The organism is Amycolatopsis sp. cmx-11-12 (assembly GCF_046269425.1).
Classification (GTDB): Bacteria; Actinomycetota; Actinomycetes; order Mycobacteriales; family Pseudonocardiaceae; genus Amycolatopsis.
On sequence record NZ_JADNQM010000009.1, the window covers coordinates 1 to 19,407 of the forward strand.

Below are 19,407 nucleotides of genomic sequence, written 5' to 3' on the forward strand. Positions count from 1 at the left end.
AAACCAAGATCGTGCAGTGTGTTCAAGAGGGCAGAGACCGCGCGCAGTATGGTGTGGAGTTCACCTTCCTGGGATACACGTTCCGGCCCCGATACGCTCGACTGCGGGACGGTCGCTGGAAATCCGGATTCTTACCCGCGGTGAGCAAATCCGCCAAGAAGTCGATGGCGGCCGTGATCCGCGGATGGCGACTCGGACGTCGTACCGACCTGAGTTTCAGAGAGATAGCCGCGATGATCAACCGCGTCGTGGCCGGCTGGATCAACTACTACGGGCGCTTCTACAAATCTCTGTTGATCAGCTTCCTTGCCGATCGGATCAATCCTCATCTGGTCCGATGGGCTATGCGGAAATTCAAACACCTGCACCGGTGGCCATCGAAAGCCCGGAAGCGGATCGCCCAGATCGCTACGCACTACCGGGGCATGTTCGTGCATTGGCGACACGGGGCACTCCCGGCAGGTTCGACAACGGGAGCCGTGTGACGCGAGAGTGTCACGCACGGTTCTGAGAGCGGCGGCGGGGGAAGCTCCCGCCGCCGACTCACCACCGGCTGATCCACCACGGTGATTGGGAAGTCCGGATGGCGGCCGACGGGTTGCCGGAGTTCATTCCGCCCCAGTATCTGGATCCGTTGCGAAGAACCCGGCGCAACACCCTCCCTGCCTGACCCCGAGGAGCCCGCCAGCCACACCGGCGACGGGCCCCTCGGCATGCCCAGAGACCGAGTTCATAGACCTCGAGATCGAAAGTCGAGGGACGCCAATAGACAGCTATCCGCAGCTTCCCGCCGAGGCCAAAGATGTCCGCGACCTCAACCAGAATGCCGCCGCGCCAATGCCTCCGAACCCTGGGCCAGCAAGGTGACATCCGCGCCGACCAGGACGAACGAAGCACCGGCGTCGAGATAGCGCTGGGCCTGTGCGGGGTCGAACGCGTTGACGCCCACCGGTTTCCCTTGCGCCCGCACGGCCTCGAAAGTGCCGAGGACGGCCGCCGTGACGTCGGGATGTGTCTGCTGTCCGAGCAACCCCATCGAGGCGGCCAGATCGGACGGCCCGACGAAGACGCCGTCGACGCCCTCGACGGCGGCGATCTCGGCGGCGGCCGTGACACCCGCCGTCGACTCGATCTGGACGAACAGCGACATGTACTCGTCGGCCTTCGTGAGGTAGCCCTCGACCTGGTTCCAGCGCGCGGACCGGGAGAGAGCGCTGCCGACACCGCGCACGCCTCGCGGCGGATAGCGGACGGCGCGCACGACGGCCGCCGCTTCCTCGGCGCTGTCGACCATGGGCACGAGCAGGTTCTGCGCCCCCAGGTCGAGCAGGCGCTTCAGTGCGACCGCGTCGCCGGACGGGGCGCGCACCATCGGCGTGATCGGATACGCGGCGATCGTCTGGAGCAGAGACTGCACCGTCTCCAGGCCGACGGGGGAGTGCTCGGTGTCGACGAGCAGCCAGTCCAGCCCGGAGCCCGCGCAGATCTCCGCGACGACCGGGCTTCCCGATGTGACCCACATGCCGATCTGCGGTCGCGTGGCCTCGGCAAGCCGTTCCCGGAACGTCGGGTCTAGACGAAGCGGCATGTGATCGCTCCCAGGTCCCGGTAGTCGGCGGTCACGGTGTCGCCGGGGTGCACCCACATCGGCCGGGTGAACGATCCGGCCAGCACGATGTCGCCCGGATCGAGTTTGTCACCGTGTTGGGCGAGTTTGTTCGCGAGCCAGGCGACGCCGTTCGCGGGATGGTTCAGCACCGCGGCGGCGACGCCGGATTCCTCGATGGTTTCGTTGCGGTACAACAGCGCCGAAACCCACCGCAGGTCGACGGCGTCCACGGCGACCGGGTTACCGCCGTAGACCATGCCGCCCATGGCCGCGTTGTCGCTGATCGTGTCCACAATGGTCCGTCCCGCCATCTCGATGCGCGAGGACAGGATCTCCAGGGCGGGCACGACGTACTCGGTCGCACGCAGCACATCGAACACCGTGGCGTCCGGGCCAGTGAGCGAATCGCGGAGTACGAAGGCCAGCTCGACCTCGATGCGCACGTTCGAGAACCGGCTGTGCTCGATCACGGAACCGTTCTCGAACACCATGTCCGCGAAAATGGCGCCGTAGTCGGGTTCGGTGATCCCGGTGGCGGCCTGCATGACCTTCGAGGTGAGCCCGATCTTGCGGCCGACCGGACGGCGCCCGGCCGCGATGCCCCGGCGCCGCCATTCGTTCTGCACGGCGTAGGAGTCCTCGACGGTCATGTCCGGGTAGCGCGCCGTCAGCAGCGGGATCGTCTCACGAGACTCCTCCGCGGCCGCCAGTTCGTCGGCGATCGCGGTGATCGTTTCCTGTTCGAGCATGGTCCCGCCTCAGAGCTGGTTGCCGAGTTTGTACTCGCCCTGTTTCCACGCCGGTAGTTCACCTTCGTCGTCACCCTTGCGCGTGTAGGAAAAGCCGTCGGCGCCGATAGTGACCTCCAGTTCGCTTTCCTCGATCCTCGCGACCACCGGCTGCGGCTTGCCGTCGAGGTCGAGCACCAGCGACGCGTCGGTGTACCACGACGGGACCACCGGCGTGCCCCACCAGTCGCGGCGCTGGTTGTCGTGCACGTCCCAGGTGACGACCGGATTGTCGGGGTCGCCGGTGTAGTAGTCCTGCGTGTAGATCTCGACGCGGTGCCCGTCGGGGTCACGCAAGTAGAGGTAGAACGCGTTCGAGACGCCGTGCCTGCCGGGGCCGCGTTCGATGTGGTCCGACATCCGCAGCGAGCCGAGTTTGTCGCAAATGGACAGGATGTTGTGCTTCTCGTGCGTGGCGAACGCGATGTGGTGCATGCGCGGCCCGTCGCCACCGGTCATCGCGGTGTCGTGCACGGTCGGCTTGCGGCGCATCCACGCCGCGTAGGTGATGCCCTGGTCGTCCTGGATGTCTTCGGTGACACGGAAGTTGAGGTCTTCCATGTGCTTCACCGCGCGCGGCACGTCCGGGGTGACCTGGTTGAAGTGGTCGAGCCGGACCAGTGCGCCCGGGACGTGCAGGTCATAGCGCCAGCTGAGTCTGTCGACGTGCTGGACGTCGTGGAAGAACTCGAGCGGGAAACCGAGCGGGTCCTGCACGCGCACCGAGTCGCCGATGCCCTTGGTGTAGCCGTCCTCGCGGCGTTCGACCCGGCAGCCCAGTTCCGTGTAGAACGCGACGGCCTTGTCCAGATCCTCCGGCGACCGCACGCGGTAGGAGAACGCCGCGACCGCGGCGACCGGGCCCTGGCGCAGCACGAGGTTGTGGTGGATGAACTCGTCGATCGTGCGGAGGCTGACCGTGGCCTCGTCCTCTTCGGTCACCGTCAGGCCGAGGACATCGGCGTAGAACGCGCGCGACCGCGCCAGATCGGTGACGACGAGTTCCATGTACGCGCAACGCAGGACGTCCGGCGGTGGTGAGGACGGCGTGGGGATGGAGGTCATTGCGGAATCCTTTGTGGACGGGAGAACGGATCAGCCCTTGCCGAAGGCGGGGTTGTGCACCTCGCCGAGATTGATGTGCACCGCCTGCTGGTCGGTGTAGAAGTCGATCGAGCGGTAGCCGCCCTCGTGCCCCAGCCCGGACGCCTTCACGCCGCCGAAGGGCGTGCGCAGGTCACGGACGTTGTTCGAGTTGAGCCACACCATCCCGGCCTCGACGGCCTGCGCGAAGTTGTGCGCCCGCTTGAGGTCGTTGGTCCAGACGTACGCGGCGAGCCCGTACTTCGTGTTGTTCGCGAGTTCGAGTGCCTCTTCTTCGCTGTCGAACGGCGTGATCGCGACGACCGGGCCGAAGATCTCCTCCTGGAAGATCCGGGCGTCCGGTTTGACGTCGGCGAACACTGTCGGCGCCACGTAGTTCCCGGTCGGGAAGCCGTCCGGGCGGCCGCCACCGGCGACGAGCCTGCCTTCGGTTTTCCCGATCTCGATGTACTTCATGACCTTTTCGTAGTGCTCGGGGTGCACCAGTGCGCCGACCTCGGTCGCCGGGTCGCTCGGGTCGCCGACGACGACACGTTTGGCCTGCGCGGCGTAGCGCTCGACGAACTCGTCGTAGATCGCGCGTTCGACCAGGATCCGGCTGCCCGCGGTGCAGCGTTCGCCGTTGAGCGAGAACACGCCGAAGATCGTCGCGTCGATCGCGGTTTCCAGGTCGGCGTCGGCGAAGACGATGGCGGGCGACTTGCCGCCCAGCTCCATCGACAGTCCTTTGAGGAACGGCGCCGCGTTGCCGAAGATCAGGCTGCCGGTTCCGCTCTCGCCGGTGAACGAGATCAGCGGGACGTCCGGGTGCTTCACGAGCGCGTCGCCGGCATCCTCGCCGAAACCGTTGACCAGGTTGAACACACCCGCCGGCAGCCCGGCCTCTTCGAAGATCTCCGCCCACAGCGACGCGGAAAGCGGGGTGAACTCGGCGGGCTTGAGCACCACAGTGTTGCCGGTCGCCAGCGCCGGGGCGAGCTTCCACGACTCCAGCATGAACGGCGTGTTCCACGGCGTGATCAGCCCGGCGACGCCGATCGGCTTGCGGTTGACGTAGTTGACCTGGCGGCCGGGCACCTTGTAGGTGTCGTCGGCCTGCGCGACGATCAGGTCGGCGAAGAACCGGAAGTTCTCCGCGGCCCGGCGGGCCTGGCCCAGCGCCTGCGAGATCGGCAGGCCCGAGTCGAAACTCTCCAGCGCGGCCAGCCGCTTGTCCCGCGACTCGACGAGGTCGGCGATGCGGTTCAGCACGCGCGATCGCTCACGCGGCAGCAGCTTCGGCCACGGCCCCTCGGTGAACGCCTTCCGCGCGGCGGCGACGGCACGGTCGACGTCGGCCTTCTTACCCGCGGCGGCCTGTACGTAGGTCTCGTTGGTCACCGGGTCGAGCACGTCGAAAACGGCGCCGTCGGCCGAATCGACGAGCTCGCCGCCGATGTAGTGCCGGATCCGCTCCGGGACACCGTCCGGGATCGGCCGGGGAGTCGTGGTGGTCAAAAGTCCTCCTCAGTCAGCGGTTTGCGCGCTCTCGAGCATCCAAAAAGGCCTGCATGGTGGCCCAGCGGTGATTGCGCGCGGCGAATTCGATGTCGAGCGGGTCGGCTTTCTCGGAGATCAGCCGGAGGATCTGTTCGTGCTCTTCGACCGACCGGTGCGCGCGGTCGGGGACGAACGCGAACGTGGAGTCACGCAGTCCGGACAGCCGTGTCCAGCCCTGGTGCACGAGGTCGAGGATCTGCGGGTTCGGGCAGCATTCGAAGAGCAGCGAGTGGAACTGCTGGTTCAGCGCGGTGAACTCGTGCGCATCGAAGTGGTCGAGCAGGGCGATCATCCGCTCGTTCACTCTGCGCGCCTTCGCGATGTCCTCTTCGGACAGTCCCGGCGCGGACAGCGCGGTGGCGACGCCTTCGACCACGCCGAGGGTCTGCATGGCGTGGACGTATTCGTTTTGGTCCACCATCGCAACCCGGGCGCCGACGTTGCGTTCGAAGGTCACCAGCCGTTCGGCCTCCAGCCGCCGGATCGCCTCACGCACCGGGACGACGCTCATGTCGAGCGCGCCGGCGATCTCGGCGAGGACCAGCCGGTAACCGGGTCCGTACTCGTGCCGGGCGATCCGCTCACGCAGCCACTCGTAGGCGAGTTCGGACTTGCTGGCCGTCTTCACTGCTTCTTCTGCCATGCCTCATACCTTTCCCGCCACAACGGGTTGAGCGGGAAGAGCCCCTCGATCGCGCGGCCCTGGCCGACCTGCTCGGCGATCCAGGAGTCCTCGTCCTCCTGGACGAGCGTCGCGTCGGCGATCTCTTCGGCGATGTCCGGCGGGATGACGACCACGCCGTCGTCGTCGCCGACGATGATGTCGCCGGGCAGCACGGTCGCGCCGCCGCAGGCGATCGCGACGTCGGTGTCCCACGGCACGTGCTTGCGGCCGAGGACCGCCGGATGCGCGCCCTGAGAGAACACTGGGAGGCCGGTCGCGGCGACGGCGTCGAAGTCGCGGACCCCGCCGTCGGTGATCACCCCGGCCGCACCGAGATACCGTGCCCGCAACGCCAGGATGTCCCCGAGCGTTCCGGAACCCTTGTCACCCCTGGCCTCGATGACGATCACCTCGCCGGTGCCGACCGAGTCGAACAGGCGCTTCTGCGCGTTGTAGCCGCCGCCGTGGGACTTGAAGAGGTCTTCGCGGTTGGGGACGAAGCGCAGAGTCCTTGCCGTGCCGACGATCTTCGAGCCGGGCAGGTTGGGGCGCAAACCGTCGATCGCGACGTTGTTCAGCCCGCGCTTGCGCAGCTGGGCGGACAGGCCCGCCACCGGCGCACGCAGCAGTTTGGCGCGAAGTGCCTCGCTGAGCGCGGGGGCGGTTTCTTCGTGCGGCTCAGTGCCCCAGGCTTCGGCGCGCTGTTTGTCGTCGACCTCGGGGAGACTGCCGATGTCGGAGAACGCCCGGATTCCCTGGGTGACGGTGGTGTGGAGGCGTCCGCTGCTGGCAGAGGTGCCGGGAACGTCCACTTCGACCACCACGACGTCGCCAGGGGAGACCACCGTGGACCCGGCGGGGGTGCCGGTGAGGATGATGTCGCCGGGTTCGAGGGTGAAGTGCTGGGAGAGGTCGGAGACGAACTGCCGCAACGGGAAGATCAGCCCGGCCGTGGTGTCCTCCTGCACCAGATCGCCGTTCACCCAAGTGCGGATGCGCAGGGCGGAGGGGTCGACGTCGCGCGCGTCGATGAGGCCGGGGCCGAGCGGGGTGTAGCCGTCACCGCCCTTGGACCGGACGTTGGAGCCCTTGTCCGCGGTGCGCAGGTCGTAGAGGCCGAAGTCGTTCGCGGCAGTGACCGCGGCGACGTGCTCCCATGCCTTGTCCGGTTTGACCCACCGGGCCGTGGTACCGATGACCAGCGCGATCTCGCCCTCGAAGGCCAGCAGTTCGGTCCCCGCCGGGCGCTCGACCGTGCCCCCGGACGCGCCGACCGAGCTCGACGGCTTGAAGAAGTACGACGGGTTCGCCGGACGCCGCCCGCGCTGCTCGGCCCGTGACGCGTAGCTGAGATGGACGGCGATGATCTTGCCCGGCCGGGTGCCCAGCGGACCGGACCCGCGTCCTGATGGCGCCGTTGCCTCGTAAGTGTCCATGTTTCCCTGAACTCCTCGACCCTTGCTTCGTATCTAATAACGTATATGATTCCGTGCCACAGTGGCAAGGCGGCCGACGACAAAGGAGTCCACGTGTCGAACCCAGCGCAGGATGAGCGCACCTCCGGGCGCACCGCGCCCCCGTCCGCGGACCGTCGCAGGGTCGCGTTCGCGACCGTCGTCGGTACCACCGTCGAGTGGTATGACTTCTTCGTTTACGCGTCCGCGGCCGGTCTTGTCTTCGGCAAGTTGTTCTTCTCCGGCCTCGGGGCGAACAGCACTCTCGTCGCCTTCGCCACGGTGGGCGTGAGCTTCCTGTTCCGGCCGCTCGGCGCCTTCCTCGCCGGGCACTTCGGTGACAAGTACGGCCGCCGCGTGGTCCTGGTACTCACGCTGATCCTGATGGGCGTGGCGACCACGCTGATCGGTGTGCTCCCGACGTTCGATCAGATCGGCGTCCTCGCGCCGGTGCTGCTGATCCTGCTCCGGATCCTGCAGGGCATCTCGGCGGGCGGTGAATGGGGCGGCGCCGTGCTGATGGCCGTCGAGCACGCGCCGTCGGAACGCCGAGGACTCTTCGGCGCCTCGCCTCAGATCGGCGTCCCGCTCGGTCTGCTGCTGGCTTCCGGAGTCCTGGCACTGACCAGCCTGCTCGTCCCCGGCCAGGCGTTCCTCGACTGGGGCTGGCGGATCCCGTTCCTGCTCAGCGTCGGGCTGATCCTGGTGGGCCACTACGTCCGGCGCCGTGTCGAGGAGAGCCCGGTCTTCCGGGAGATCGCCCAACGGCGTGAGCAGACCCGGACCCCGATCATCCAGCTGTTCCGCAAGCACGCCGTGCTCGTCCTGGTGGCCGCGCTGGTGTTCGCGGGCAACAACGCGGTCGGCTACATGACCACCGGCGGCTACATCCAGAACTACGCGACCAACCCGAAGGGACCGATCGGCCTCGACCGCGGCCCGGTGCTGTGGGCGGTGACGGCGTCGGCCGCGACCTGGCTGGTCTCGACGTGGGCGGCGGGCGCGGTATCCGACCGGATCGGCAGGCGGCGCACCTACGTGATGGGCTGGATCGCCCAGCTCGCCGGCGTCGCGGTCCTCTTTCCGTTGGTGGACACCGGGAACATCGTGTTGCTGGCGCTGGGCCTGATCATTCTCAGCGTGGGGCTCGGCTTCACCTACGGTCAGCAGGCGGCGTTCTACGCGGAATTGTTCCCCGCGTCGATCCGATTCTCCGGCGTCTCGATCTCCTACGCGCTCGGCGCGATCCTCGGTGGCGCGTTCGCACCGACGATCGCCACCGCGCTGGTCGGCGCGACCGGCACGTCGTTCTCCGTCGCCGTCTACCTGGCTGGCATGACGGTCATCGGCCTCATCGCCACCCTGCTCCTGCGGGACAGGTCGGGGATCCCGCTCGGCCCGGACCACGAAGCCGAGCAGGCGGTGAGCCCGCTTAGGTTCTCGAAGTGACCCGTCCGTGACGCTCAACCGCCGAGAGCGTCACGGACGGCCTTCGCCGCCGCCTTGAGCCGCTCCGCGAGCTCGACGGCGGTTCGCGTACTGGACAGATAGACGACCGCGAGCGCCGCGGGGTCGTGGCCGCGCAGGGGGAGCGGTACCGCGACCGCGCTGAGGTTCTCGATCACTTCACCATGGCTGTCCGCGTAGCCGCGGGCAGCCACTTCCCGTACTTCGTCCGTCCAGTCTTCCGACGACAACTGGGAAAGGATCGCGCGGCCGGGGGCGCCCGCGGTGAACGGATGCCTGGACCCCGGGCGCTGCGCGACGGACGCGACGGCGTGCCGGGGTTCCACGCTGACCAGGGTCACGCACTCTTCGCGGTCCATCACCGCCACGAAACACGTCATGCCGAGTTCGTTCGCGACCGCGGTCAATTCGGGCAGCGCGGCGGCTTGCAGGTCGTGCTTGATCCCCGCGGCGAGCGCGGCCAGTCGCGTGCCGAGTTCGAACTTCCCGGCCGGTTCCCGGGTGAGGAGCCCGTGGTCTTCGAGCGTGCGGATGAGCCGGTACGCGATCGACCGGTGCACGCCGAGCCGTTCGGCGATCTGGTCGACGCTGAGCGCTTCCTGTGCGTCGGCAAGGACTTCGAGCACGCGGATGCCGCGGCTGAGGGTCTGGGACGCGCTTGAAGCCTTGCGAGACTCCGAAACCATCGTATACGATCCATTTCGATAGTTGAACTGGCTGTTCGATTATAGAACAGGAATCGACGATGATGTCACGCGAAAGCGGGTTTTCGCCGGGTTCGAAGTTGTATCGCCCGGCCGCGCAGTTCTTCCGAGGCTGTCTCGGTCGGTTCGCGACGGGTGTCGCGGTGGTGACCTTCGATGCCGCGACGAAACGACATGGCCTGACGGTGAACTCCTTCACCGCGGTCTCGATGGATCCGCCGCTCGTGCTCGTTTCGATCCAGCGCACCGTGAAGAGTCACGACCTGCTCGAAGGCCGCCCGTTCGCGGTCAACGTCCTCGGCGCGGAACAAGAGGCGCTCGCGATGAACTTCGCCGGCCGTCCGTCTCTCGAAGGAGCGCCGGTGTGGGTCGAAGGCGGGCACGCGCCGCGGCTCGGCGGCGTCCTCAGCTGGTTCGACTGCACGCCGTGGGCCGCCTACGACGGCGGCGACCACACCCTGTTCCTCGGCGAGGTGCGGGAGTTCGACTACCGCTCAGGCGACGCGCTCGGCTTCGTCAACGGACGGTTCTCGACCATCCACGAATCCGCGCAAGGCCACGAATCCCTGTTCTGACAACGACGTCCCCCCGAGAAGGAGCACGACATGGGAGCCCGTACCGGACAGCAGTACCTCGACAAGCTCAACGCGATGACGCCGGAGTTGTACGTCGACGGCGAGAAGGTGACCTCGAAGGTCGCCGAGCACGCGGCCTTCCGGAACAACGCGCTGACCTACGCGAAGCTGTTCGACCTCCAGCACGACCCGGCGCACCGCGACGTCCTCACCTACGAGTCGCCGACCACGGGGGAGCGGGTCGGCACCTCGTTCCTGGTGCCGCGCACCGAGGAAGACCTCAAGCGCCGCCGCGCCGCGTTTTCCGTGTGGGCCCAGTACTCCAACGGTTTCCTCGGCCGCACCGGCGACTACATGAACTCGTCGCTCACCGCGCTTTCGACCGCGAAGAAGTTCTTCTCCCAGGCCGATCCCGTCTTCGGCGAGCGCATCGAGAAGTACTACGAGATGGCGCGCGAGAACGACCTCCTCGCGACGCACACGCTGATCCCGCCGCAGGTGAACCGTTCGGTGTCCGGAAGCCAGCAGGGCGGCGGAAACCTCTCGGCGAAGGTGGTCGAGGAGCGGGAGGACGGCATCGTCGTCCGCGGCGCCCGGATGCTCGCCACGATCGCGCCGATCGCCGACGAACTCCTGGTGTTCCCGTCGACAGTCCTGCGCGGCACCCCCGAGGACGCCCCGTACTCCTACGCCTTCGCCGTTCCGAACGACGCGCCCGGGCTCAAGTACTTCTGCCGCGCCGGACTCGACCACGGCCGTTCGCGCTTCGACGAGCCGCTCGCGTCGCGCTTCGAGGAGATGGACGCGGTCGTGGTGTTCGACGACGTGTTCGTCCCGAACGAGCGGGTCTTCCTGCTGGGGCATCCGGAACTGTGCAACGCCTGGTACTCCGAGACCGGCGCCGGCGCGCTCATGACCCATCAGGTCGTCACGCGCACACTGGCCAAGACCGAGTTCTACCTGGGGCTCGCCAGTGAGATCGCCGCCGCGATCGGCATCGGCGGGTTCCAGCACATCCAGCAGGACCTGTCGGAGCTGATCTCCTACGTCGAGATCGAGAAGGCCGTGCTGCGCGCGTCGGAGGCCGACGGGGCGGTGAGCGAGGACGGCGTCTTCCTGCCCAAGTGGGAGGTCCTCAACGCTGCCAGGAACTGGTACCCCACCAAGGTTTCACCGCGGCTGACCGAGATCATCCGCAAGTTCTCGGCGTCCGGTCTCATGGCACTACCGGGTGAGGCGGACTTCGAGGCGGAGGGCCGCCCCGACATCGACATCTACCTCCAGTCGGCCACCCTGCCAGCCAAGGATCGCGCGCGGCTGTTCAAGCTCGCGTTCGACGCGTCGGTCTCGAGCTTCGCCGGGCGGGAGTCGCTGTACGAGTACTTCTTCTTCGGCGATCCGGTTCGGATGGCGGGTGCCCAGGTGAACGCGTACCCGCGGGAGGCGTTGCAGGAGCGAGTGCGGGAGCTGCTGGCACGCGACGAGTAGTAGCGGGCGGGGCGCGGATTTCGTCGATGGGTCGGCCTTTGTGCGCGATTTCATCGACGATTTCCCGTCACCGATGAAATCGGCCAGTATTTGTCCTGAATCCTTCCAAAGTGCCCGCCATCACGAATCGATGAGCACGTTGCAACGTTCGAGTTAATCTCTTCATTGACCGTTCAAGTCCGCCATATCGGTGCGCAAAAATCCAGGTGCCCTGATCGACGATGGCGAGGACGAGGCAGCAGGGGGAGACATGATCGAAACGGTGCAGTGCGCGGGTGCGGATTTCTGCGAAGAGCTTTCGGGTTCCGGTGACACGTCCTTCGCCCGTTTCTACGAAGGCGATCCACCGTCCCGCCTAATATGGTCAACGGAAAGTTTGACATTACTGGCCGACATGTCGCCGCTCGCCCTCGGCCACCTCCTGCTGTTGCCTTCGGACCACTACTTGTCCTTCGCGCAGGTACTTTCCCTCCATGCGGCGGAGGTGCGCGACTTTCTCGCCGACTTCGTCCCGCTGTACCGGGAAACCTTCGGTGAGCCGCTGATCCTGGAGCACGGGTCGAGCGACGGCCAGGAGAGCCACGCCTGCATCACGCACGCGCATCTGCATTTCCTCCCGGTCGACGGGGATCGCGTGGACGACCTCTTGATCGGGGATTCCCTCGCCTACGAGGATCTGGGTTCACTCGGTGAACTCGCCCTCCCGCCGTGGCCGTCTTCGGCGTATTTCCTTCGGGTATACCGTGACAAAATCCGGGTCTATCGGCCGACCGGGGACCAGAAGAGGCAGTATTTGCGCTCGATCGTCGGAGCGGTGCTGGCGATCGAAGACCCTGAGTGGGATTACGCGGTGGTGATGCGGAAAGAGGAACTCCGCCGGACCATGCGAATGGTGGACCACTGGTGAGTGAGAAATTCTCGGACGAACCGACCCGCATCGCCGAGACCATCGTGCCGTTGTTCGCCCGGCAGACGGGCGAATTCGCCCCGGTCTCGTCCCCGGACGGCAGCCGGGTGGACCTGACCACGGGGGCCGACGACCAGGACGACTGCGCGGTCTTCCGGCTGGCCGGGAGCCACGACCTCGTGGTGGGCAGCGACTACATCCGCGGCCCCAAGTTCCGGTTGTACGAGATGGGTCACCTCGACGAGTACGACCTGGGCTACTACCTGGTGGCGGCGAACCTGAGCGATATCGCGGCGATGGGCGCGAAGCCGATCGGCCTGCTTTCGGTCGTCCGGTATCCGTCGGAGATGGACGACGCGCTGTTCGGCTCGGTCATGGAGGGCATCCGCGACGCCTGTGCGGCCTTCGGTTGTCACAACGTGGGTGGTGACATCGGTGGCGCGGAACGCCTGATCCTGTCGGCGTCGGCGCTGGGGGTGTGCCCGGCCGGTCGTGCGTTGCTGAGGTCCGGGGCGAAACCCGGTGACGTCGTCTGCCTGACGGCGCCGACGGGGCCAGCCGGTGCCGCGATGGCATACCTGAGGTCCGACGCTTCGGACGAGGCCATCGACAGGCTGCTTCCGCCGATGCTCGCCCACTGGAAACGGCCGGTGGCGAGGATCGACGAGGGACTCGCACTCGGGGCGAGCGGTGTGGTCACGAGTTGCCAGGACACCTCGGACGGCCTGAAGGCCACTTTGCTCAGTATCGCCGACCTCAGCGGCGTCGGGATCACCGTCGACGAAAGGGCGGTCCCCGTCCTGGCCGGGGTGGCCGCCGTGGCCGATCACGTGCGGGTGGAGCCGCTGAGCCTGGTCATGGGCGATTCGGTCGATTTCGAACTCGTCTTCACGGTTCCGCCCGACCAGGCGGACGATCTCGCGGAATCGCTCGGTTTCCATCGGATCGGGGTCGTCACCGAGGAGCCGGAGGTGGTTCTGCGGGCCGAGGACGGCACCCGTTCGGCCCTACCCGGTAAGGCATGGCGGCACCAGGGCGATAGACAGGCATGAGACTGATGACGGCGAAGGCCGCGGACAAGGCGGTCCTGCTGTCGGCGACCCTGTGCTTGGCAGGCAAGGCCTACAACGTTCCTTCCCGGACCTTCTGGGACGATGTCCTGAGTGGCCGCCCGTACTTGCTGCTGATCTTTCTCGTCGTGGCCGGAGTGTTCGGCGCGCTCACCCCGTTCGAGAGCTGGCACCGTCGTTCCTTCGTGGACCGGAATGTCGTGATGCGCCGCCGCATCCTGTCCACCTTCGGCAGGTTGCTCGACATCAGCGCGGAAATCGAGCCCACGTTGGAGACAGGAGACCTGGCACTCCACGTGTGGCGGCGGAAACGGACCCTGCGGCATCCGATCCACGGTGTGCTGAAGCGGCTTTCCTCCTATCGGATGTCATCCTTTCCGGCAACGCGGAGTTTCGCGCCGACACGAGGTGTCGGCGCTGTCGGGCTGTGCTGGCTCCACGATCGTGAGGTGTGGTTCGACGTCGCTCCGCTGGCGGCGGAGCTCACGGACCCGGAGAAATACGACGACTACGTAAGCCGGCGGGGACGGGAATCGGTGATGAACCTGTCTTGGGAAGAGTTCGGCGCCCTCAAACATCGGTCCGCGCTCTTCGTCACCCCGATCAGGAGTGGGCGGAACAAATTCGTCGGCTGCGTGAGTGTCGACGCCAGCCGAGGGTACGACGTGCTCAAACGGCGGCAACTGCTCGAAGAGATGACCAATCTGGGGATGGCCATCGGGCGAGAGGATTTCGAGTGCACCTGAACGGAGACGACCTGCCCGCACTCGTGTCGAGGAATCGCCGGTCTTACGACGAATGCGCCGCCGAGTACGCCCGGAGCACGGACAAGCTGGAGCGATTTCCCGGTCTCGACCTCGAGCTGGACCGGTTTCTCGCGGCACTGCCCGCTGGCGCAGTGCTGGACCTGGGCTGCGGCGCGGGCCGTGATGCCGAGTATCTGATCGAGCGCGGTGCGGACGTGCTGGCGGGCGACATCAGCGCGGAGATGCTGAGGTACACGCGCCGTCGCTGTGTGCTCTTCGGTGCGGTGCAATGCGACTTACTGGCCTTGCCACTGGTGAGCGGGGTGTTCGCCGGCGTCTGGGCTTGTGCGAGCGTGCTCCATCTGCCGCGGCGGGCGCATCCCGTCGCCTTCTCCGAAATCCATCGGGTGCTCGCGCCCGGCGGGGCCGCCGCGATCAGTCTCAAAGCGGGGGAGGGCGAAGGATGGGTGCGGGACACGCGGATTTCGTCACCGAGATGGTTTTCGTTGCGGAGCCCCGACGCCGTCGTGGATGAACTGTCCGCCGCCGGCTTCGTCTCGGTTCGTGTCCTGCCGAGCGGCCGCGCCACCTGGTTCGTCGTGGAGGCGGTGAAGGCTCAGGCCAGCCACTCGTCGGGATCCGTCCCGGGCAGGACGTGGCGGATGCCGCCCCGCGGGTCCGGTACGTCGCCTTCGTAACGCGGGATCAGGTGGATGTGCAGGTGGTCGATCGTCCGGCCCGCGGCTCGTCCTTCGTTGACCCCGATGGTGTACCCGTCGGGCTGGAATTGCTCCTCGATCTTGTACCGTGCCTGCTTGATCAGGGTATAGATTTCGGCATGCTCACTTGGGGTGAGTTCGAAGTAGGACGACACGTGCCTTATCGGGACGACCTCGACATGACCTTCGGCCGCCGGGAAGTTGTCACGGCGGACATAGATCTCCCGGCCTTCGATCAGCAAGTCATTGACTTCGGGATCGTGGATCTGGCAAAAGAGGCATTTGCCGGTGGCCGACTCGGCATCGTTCTGCTTCGCCATCGCCGGTTCCATCAGTAATACTCCTTGTCATTGATCGATCACTTGAAGTCATACCGGTGGTCAAGTTAGCTTCGTCGCAGACAAAGCAGAAGGTTACTCGCCCTATCGGCTGGTCTCTAAGCCTCGTTTGCGACACGCCGACGACATTCGGCTGACCACCTGGTCGAGGGTGAGTTCGGAGGTGTCGATCCGGATGGCGTCCTCGGCGGCGACCAACGGTGACGCCGCCCGCGACATATCGGCTTCGTCCCGGCGGATGACGTCCTTGAGCACGTTTTCGTAGGTGTCGGCGTGCTCTTGGCGTACTCGTCGCAGTGCCCGGACTTCGGGTGTGGCTGTCAAGAAGAACTTCAGTGGCGCCTTGGGGAAGATGGTGGTGCCGATGTCGCGTCCCTCGATGACGCACCGGGTCTGGGTTTCGGCCCAAAGCCTGATGAGGCTGGTGACACGCCGCCGGACATCCGCGATCCTGGCGACCGCCGAGACGGCGACGTTGACCGGTGCGGCCCGGAGTTTGTCCGAGGCGTAGCGCTCGGACGTCAAAAGTTCCGCTGAACGGCTCTCGACAATCAGCTCGTCGCACAGTTCGGTGATTTCTTGTGCGTTTCCCACGGGAATCTCCCGTTGAAGCGCTTCGAAAGCGATGATGCGATAGGTTCTACCGCTTTCGAGATAACGCAGGTCGAAGGACTTCGCCAACGCCCGGCAGGTGGTGGTCTTGCCCGCCGCCGCCGGCCCGTCCACCGCCACGACGGTGCTGTCGTGTTGTCCGGGCATGGTCGTTTTCCTTTGGTGTGTGGACAATCGTGTGATGAGCAGGGCGCAGACGCTACCACGGCGGAATTGCTTACAGGCGAAGTGTTCTTCGCGGTCTTGGAGCAGCGGAAACACGTGAGTTAGCGCTCTGCCAACGGTTGTCGGTGGTTGCGAGCGGGCGGTGTGGCGACGCTCCGGCGAGAGGCACTCACCCGTCGGATACCTCGAGTACACCACTTTTGTGGTTGATGTACGCCAAAAGTGTGCCTCGCACGCGGCGATTCCCCTTCCGCGGGCGCAAGATTCTTTGGGTTTGGCACTTTCGTGTGGTCGGTACCGTCCCGGTCTAGACCAGTCGTGTGGCGTTGAACCCGGCAGGCGGCACACTTTCCGGCGGCTCTTTGTCACGGTGGTGAAGTTTCCGAATGGTTCTTGTAACGGAAGCCACAAAGCCGGCGTCAGCAGTGGCAGCCATCCCTGACGGCCGAGCCGCTCGGCCCCGGGGTGCTCGGGCTAAGGGGTCACCATCGGAGACACGCCCGAGATCCGCGAACTTGATTCATTCCAGAAAATGGGCCAGACTGCGGCCGTGCCCACGACCCAGGACTTCGAGCGGATGCTGCGCGGGGCCTCCCTGCGCGTGACGCGTCCTCGGGTGGCTGTGCTGACCGCGGTACGCGACCATCCGCACGCCGACACCGACTCGATCATCGGTGCCGTGCGTGCGGAGCTCGGCGAGGTCTCTCACCAGGCCATTTACGACGTGTTGCGGGCACTGACCACCGCGGGTCTCGTCCGGCGAATCCAGCCGGCGGGATCCGTAGCACGCTATGAGTCCCGGGTGGGGGACAACCACCACCACGTCGTGTGTCGATCATGTGGTGTCATCGCCGACGTCGACTGCGCCGTCGGTCCCGCACCCTGTTTGAGCGCGTCGGACGACCACGGCTTCGTGATCGAAGAGGCCGAGGTCATCTACTGGGGCCTGTGTCCCGACTGTGCTATCGAAACCCGTGCGATCGAACCTCGTTCCTGAGCCCTGCGGCTCTGATTCTCGGAAGGATTCCCGTGTCTGACAGCCCGGACGCCGTCGTCGGCGAAATGAACGAAGAGAGCGCGGGCGGCTGCCCCGTCTCGTCGGGCCGCCGCAACCACCCCACCGAAGGCGCGGGCAACCGCGACTGGTGGCCGAACCAGCTCAACCTGAAGATCCTCCGGAAGCACTCCGCGACTTCCGACCCGATGGACGCCGGGTTCGACTACGCCGCCGAGTTCAAGACCGTCGACCTCGACGAACTCGCCAAGGACGTCGACGCCGTCCTCACGACTTCGCAGGACTGGTGGCCCGCGGACTTCGGCCACTACGGCGGCCTCATGATCCGTATGGCGTGGCACAGCGCGGGTACGTACCGCATCGAGGACGGCCGCGGTGGCGCCGGCGCCGGCATGCAGCGTTTCGCCCCGCTGAACAGCTGGCCGGACAACGGCAACCTGGACAAGGCCCGCCGTCTGCTCTGGCCGGTCAAGAAGAAGTACGGCCGCAAGATCTCGTGGGCCGACCTGATGATCTTCACCGGCAACCGCGCCCTGGAGACCATGGGCTTCAAGACCTTCGGCTTCGCCGGTGGCCGCGCGGACGTGTGGGAGCCGGACGAGGACGTGTACTGGGGTCCCGAGCGTACGTGGCTCGGCGACGAGCGCTACACCGGTGACCGCGAGCTCGAAGGCCCGCTGGCCGCCGTGCAGATGGGTCTCATCTACGTGAACCCGGAAGGCCCGAACGGCAACCCGGACCCGCTGGCCGCGGCCCGCGACATCCGCGAGACCTTCCGCCGCATGGCGATGAACGACGAAGAGACCGTCGCGCTGATCGCCGGTGGTCACACCTTCGGCAAGGCGCACGGCGCGGCGAACCCCGACGAGTACGTCGGCGCCGAGCCCGAGGGCGCTTCGATCGAGGAGCAGGGCCTCGGCTGGAAGAACTCCTTCGGCAGCGGCAAGGGCCGGGACGCCATCACCAGTGGCCTCGAAACCACCTGGACCTCCACGCCGACCCAGTGGAGCCACGGCTTCTTCCAGAACCTCTTCGGCTACGAGTGGGAGCTGACCAAGAGCCCCGCCGGTGCCCACCAGTGGCAGCCGAAGGACGGCGCGGGCGCGAACACCGTGCCCGACCCCGAAACCGGTGAGCTCAAGCGCCCGCCGACGATGCTCACCACCGACCTGTCGCTGCGGGTCGACCCGGTCTACGAGCAGATCTCGCGCCGCTTCCTGGACAACCCGGACCAGTTCGCGGACGCCTTCGCCCGCGCCTGGTTCAAGCTGACCCACCGCGACATGGGCCCGATCCAGCGCTACCTCGGCCCGCTGGTGCCGCAGGAGACGCTGATCTGGCAGGACCCGGTGCCCGCCGTCGACCACGAGCTGATCGACGACGCGGACATCGCCTCCCTCAAGGAAAAGCTGCTCGCTTCGGGCCTTTCGGTATCGCAGCTGGTCTCCACCGCGTGGGCGTCGGCCTCGACCTTCCGCGCCAGCGACAAGCGCGGCGGCGCGAACGGTGCCCGCATCCGCCTCGAGCCGCAGCGCGACTGGGAGGTCAACGACCCCCAGACGCTGGCCCAGGTGCTGCGGACCCTGGAAGGTGTCCAGGAGTCGTTCAACAGCGCCCAGACCGGCGGCAAGAAGGTCTCGCTGGCCGACCTGATCGTGCTCGGTGGCGTCGCGGCCGTCGAGAAGGCCGCCAAGGACGGCGGTCACGAGGTCACGGTGCCGTTCACCCCGGGCCGCACCGACGCGACGCAGGAGCAGACCGACGTCGAGTCGTTCGCCGCGCTGGAGCCGACCATCGACGGCTTCCGCAACTACCGCGGCAAGGGCCACCGTCTCCCGACGGAGTACCTGCTCATCGACCGCGCGAACCTGCTGGACCTGAGCGCGCCCGAGCTGACCGTCCTCATCGGCGGCCTGCGTGTCCTCGGCGCCAACACCCAGCAGTCCTCGAACGGCGTGTTCACCGAGAAGCCGGGGTCGCTGACCAACGACTTCTTCGCGAACCTTCTCGACATGGGCGTGCAGTGGACCTCCGCGTCCGGTGACGCGGAGACCTTCGAAGGTCGCGATTCCGCGACCGGCGAGGTCAAGTGGACCGGTACCCGTGCCGACCTCGTGTTCGGTTCGAACTCCGAGCTTCGCGCGGTGGCGGAGGTTTACGCCAGCGACGACGCCAAGGAGAAGTTCGTCCGCGACTTCGTGGCGGCGTGGGACAAGGTCATGAACCTCGACCGGTACGACGTGGCGTGATCCGAGCCTGAACTCGGCTTGACATCGGGCCGGCCGCACTCAGCGGCCGGCCCGGCCCGCGTTCGGGTGAACGGCGTCACGCATTCGGCGTAGTCGAAAAGCACGACGCCGGAATGATGGATAGCACTGGATGCGAAGGCCCTGGTGACGGACGATTTCGCTGCCGACGAAACACCGAACGCCTGGGAGCGAGT

19 protein-coding genes are annotated in these 19,407 nt (G+C 66.6%); 10 read left to right on the forward strand and 9 right to left on the reverse strand.

Annotated elements, in window-relative coordinates; translation table 11 throughout:
• A partial coding sequence (locus tag ACLARN_RS14500) for a group II intron maturase-specific domain-containing protein (protein WP_409491898.1) occupies positions 1–485 on the forward strand: 485 nt, incomplete at its 5' end.
• Between the two features lie 329 nt (positions 486–814).
• Here ACLARN_RS14500 and ACLARN_RS14505 read toward each other — a convergent pair.
• From ACLARN_RS14505 to ACLARN_RS14530, 6 genes are read right to left on the reverse strand one after another with little or no spacing between them, the layout of a single operon-like run.
• Entirely contained in the window at positions 815–1,588 is a 774-nt protein-coding gene (locus tag ACLARN_RS14505) for an HpcH/HpaI aldolase family protein (RefSeq protein WP_409491899.1), read from the reverse strand.
• Positions 1,573–2,358, reverse strand: a complete 786-nt coding sequence (gene hpaH, locus ACLARN_RS14510) for a 2-oxo-hept-4-ene-1,7-dioate hydratase (protein ID WP_409491900.1) — start codon at positions 2,356–2,358, stop codon at positions 1,573–1,575. The genes ACLARN_RS14505 and hpaH overlap by 16 nt, the downstream gene beginning before the upstream one ends.
• Positions 2,359–2,367: 9 nt before the next feature.
• On the reverse strand, positions 2,368–3,462 hold the full coding sequence (hpaD, locus tag ACLARN_RS14515; protein ID WP_409491901.1) for a 3,4-dihydroxyphenylacetate 2,3-dioxygenase: 1,095 nt from the start codon (positions 3,460–3,462) through the stop codon (positions 2,368–2,370).
• Positions 3,463–3,492: 30 nt separating this feature from the next.
• On the reverse strand, positions 3,493–4,998 hold the full coding sequence (hpaE, locus tag ACLARN_RS14520; protein WP_409491902.1) for a 5-carboxymethyl-2-hydroxymuconate semialdehyde dehydrogenase: 1,506 nt from the start codon (positions 4,996–4,998) through the stop codon (positions 3,493–3,495).
• A gap of 13 nt (positions 4,999–5,011) precedes the next feature.
• A complete protein-coding gene (locus tag ACLARN_RS14525; RefSeq protein WP_409491903.1) occupies positions 5,012–5,683 on the reverse strand; it encodes a GntR family transcriptional regulator in 672 nt (223 codons plus the stop codon).
• Positions 5,665–7,140: a fumarylacetoacetate hydrolase family protein gene (locus tag ACLARN_RS14530; protein ID WP_409491904.1), complete on the reverse strand. Its 1,476-nt coding sequence runs from the start codon at positions 7,138–7,140 to the stop codon at positions 5,665–5,667. Before ACLARN_RS14530 ends, ACLARN_RS14525 begins: the two co-directional genes overlap by 19 nt.
• 93 nt (positions 7,141–7,233) lie before the next feature.
• Here ACLARN_RS14530 and ACLARN_RS14535 point away from each other — a divergent pair, with 93 nt between their 5' ends.
• Positions 7,234–8,607, forward strand: a complete 1,374-nt coding sequence (locus tag ACLARN_RS14535) for an MFS transporter (protein ID WP_409491905.1) — start codon at positions 7,234–7,236, stop codon at positions 8,605–8,607.
• A gap of 14 nt (positions 8,608–8,621) precedes the next feature.
• On the opposite strand, the gene ACLARN_RS14540 is transcribed toward ACLARN_RS14535, so the two are convergent.
• On the reverse strand, positions 8,622–9,311 hold the full coding sequence (locus ACLARN_RS14540; RefSeq protein WP_409491906.1) for an IclR family transcriptional regulator: 690 nt from the start codon (positions 9,309–9,311) through the stop codon (positions 8,622–8,624).
• Between the two features lie 59 nt (positions 9,312–9,370).
• Between ACLARN_RS14540 and ACLARN_RS14545 the strand changes: the two genes are divergently transcribed.
• From ACLARN_RS14545 to ACLARN_RS14570, 6 genes are all read left to right on the forward strand, one after another.
• Positions 9,371–9,904, forward strand: a complete 534-nt coding sequence (locus ACLARN_RS14545) for a flavin reductase family protein (protein WP_409491907.1) — start codon at positions 9,371–9,373, stop codon at positions 9,902–9,904.
• Positions 9,905–9,934: 30 nt separating this feature from the next.
• Positions 9,935–11,392, forward strand: coding sequence for a 4-hydroxyphenylacetate 3-monooxygenase, oxygenase component (hpaB, locus tag ACLARN_RS14550; protein WP_409491908.1), 1,458 nt, complete (start codon positions 9,935–9,937; stop codon positions 11,390–11,392).
• A 394-nt stretch (positions 11,393–11,786) separates the two neighbouring features.
• A complete protein-coding gene (locus ACLARN_RS14555; RefSeq protein ID WP_409491909.1) occupies positions 11,787–12,299 on the forward strand; it encodes a hypothetical protein in 513 nt (170 codons plus the stop codon).
• Positions 12,296–13,351: a thiamine-phosphate kinase gene (thiL, locus tag ACLARN_RS14560; RefSeq protein WP_409491910.1), complete on the forward strand. Its 1,056-nt coding sequence runs from the start codon at positions 12,296–12,298 to the stop codon at positions 13,349–13,351. Before ACLARN_RS14555 ends, thiL begins: the two co-directional genes overlap by 4 nt.
• Positions 13,348–14,115 carry a hypothetical protein gene (locus tag ACLARN_RS14565; protein ID WP_409491911.1) on the forward strand — a complete coding sequence of 256 codons (768 nt, stop codon included), beginning with the start codon at positions 13,348–13,350 and terminating at the stop codon, positions 14,113–14,115. Before thiL ends, ACLARN_RS14565 begins: the two co-directional genes overlap by 4 nt.
• On the forward strand, positions 14,106–14,813 hold the full coding sequence (locus tag ACLARN_RS14570) for a class I SAM-dependent DNA methyltransferase (protein ID WP_409491912.1): 708 nt from the start codon (positions 14,106–14,108) through the stop codon (positions 14,811–14,813). The genes ACLARN_RS14565 and ACLARN_RS14570 overlap by 10 nt, the downstream gene beginning before the upstream one ends.
• Here ACLARN_RS14570 and ACLARN_RS14575 read toward each other — a convergent pair.
• Both ACLARN_RS14575 and cmk read right to left on the reverse strand, forming a co-directional pair.
• Positions 14,732–15,166 (reverse strand): HIT family protein, encoded by a 435-nt coding sequence (locus ACLARN_RS14575; protein ID WP_409491913.1) that lies wholly within the window; start codon positions 15,164–15,166, stop codon positions 14,732–14,734. The genes ACLARN_RS14570 and ACLARN_RS14575 overlap by 82 nt on opposite strands.
• Before the next feature lie 90 nt (positions 15,167–15,256).
• The gene (cmk, locus tag ACLARN_RS14580) at positions 15,257–15,931 is read right to left on the reverse strand and encodes a (d)CMP kinase (RefSeq protein ID WP_409491914.1); all 675 of its coding nucleotides are present in this window, start codon (positions 15,929–15,931) and stop codon (positions 15,257–15,259) included.
• A gap of 568 nt (positions 15,932–16,499) precedes the next feature.
• Here cmk and ACLARN_RS14585 point away from each other — a divergent pair.
• Positions 16,500–16,946 (forward strand): Fur family transcriptional regulator, encoded by a 447-nt coding sequence (locus ACLARN_RS14585; RefSeq protein ID WP_409491915.1) that lies wholly within the window; start codon positions 16,500–16,502, stop codon positions 16,944–16,946.
• Between the two features lie 32 nt (positions 16,947–16,978).
• Positions 16,979–19,213: a catalase/peroxidase HPI gene (gene katG / locus ACLARN_RS14590; RefSeq protein ID WP_409491916.1), complete on the forward strand. Its 2,235-nt coding sequence runs from the start codon at positions 16,979–16,981 to the stop codon at positions 19,211–19,213.
• Positions 19,214–19,407: the final 194 nt, after the last annotated feature.

Bases quoted from the DNA above. Each gene is read 5' to 3' on its own strand.
- ACLARN_RS14565 (WP_409491911.1), top strand. From the start codon at position 13,348: ATGAGACTGATGACGGCGAAGGCCGCGGACAAGGCGGTCCTGCTGTCG.
- ACLARN_RS14575 (WP_409491913.1), bottom strand. From the start codon at position 15,166: ATGGAACCGGCGATGGCGAAGCAGAACGATGCCGAGTCGGCCACCGGC.
- ACLARN_RS14530 (WP_409491904.1), bottom strand. From the start codon at position 7,140: ATGGACACTTACGAGGCAACGGCGCCATCAGGACGCGGGTCCGGTCCG.
- ACLARN_RS14555 (WP_409491909.1), top strand. From the start codon at position 11,787: ATGTCGCCGCTCGCCCTCGGCCACCTCCTGCTGTTGCCTTCGGACCAC.
- ACLARN_RS14505 (WP_409491899.1), bottom strand. From the start codon at position 1,588: ATGCCGCTTCGTCTAGACCCGACGTTCCGGGAACGGCTTGCCGAGGCC.
- cmk (WP_409491914.1), bottom strand. From the start codon at position 15,931: ATGCCCGGACAACACGACAGCACCGTCGTGGCGGTGGACGGGCCGGCG.
- hpaH (WP_409491900.1), bottom strand. From the start codon at position 2,358: ATGCTCGAACAGGAAACGATCACCGCGATCGCCGACGAACTGGCGGCC.
- hpaB (WP_409491908.1), top strand. From the start codon at position 9,935: ATGGGAGCCCGTACCGGACAGCAGTACCTCGACAAGCTCAACGCGATG.
- ACLARN_RS14525 (WP_409491903.1), bottom strand. From the start codon at position 5,683: ATGGCAGAAGAAGCAGTGAAGACGGCCAGCAAGTCCGAACTCGCCTAC.
- hpaD (WP_409491901.1), bottom strand. From the start codon at position 3,462: ATGACCTCCATCCCCACGCCGTCCTCACCACCGCCGGACGTCCTGCGT.
- ACLARN_RS14545 (WP_409491907.1), top strand. From the start codon at position 9,371: ATGATGTCACGCGAAAGCGGGTTTTCGCCGGGTTCGAAGTTGTATCGC.
- ACLARN_RS14540 (WP_409491906.1), bottom strand. From the start codon at position 9,311: ATGGTTTCGGAGTCTCGCAAGGCTTCAAGCGCGTCCCAGACCCTCAGC.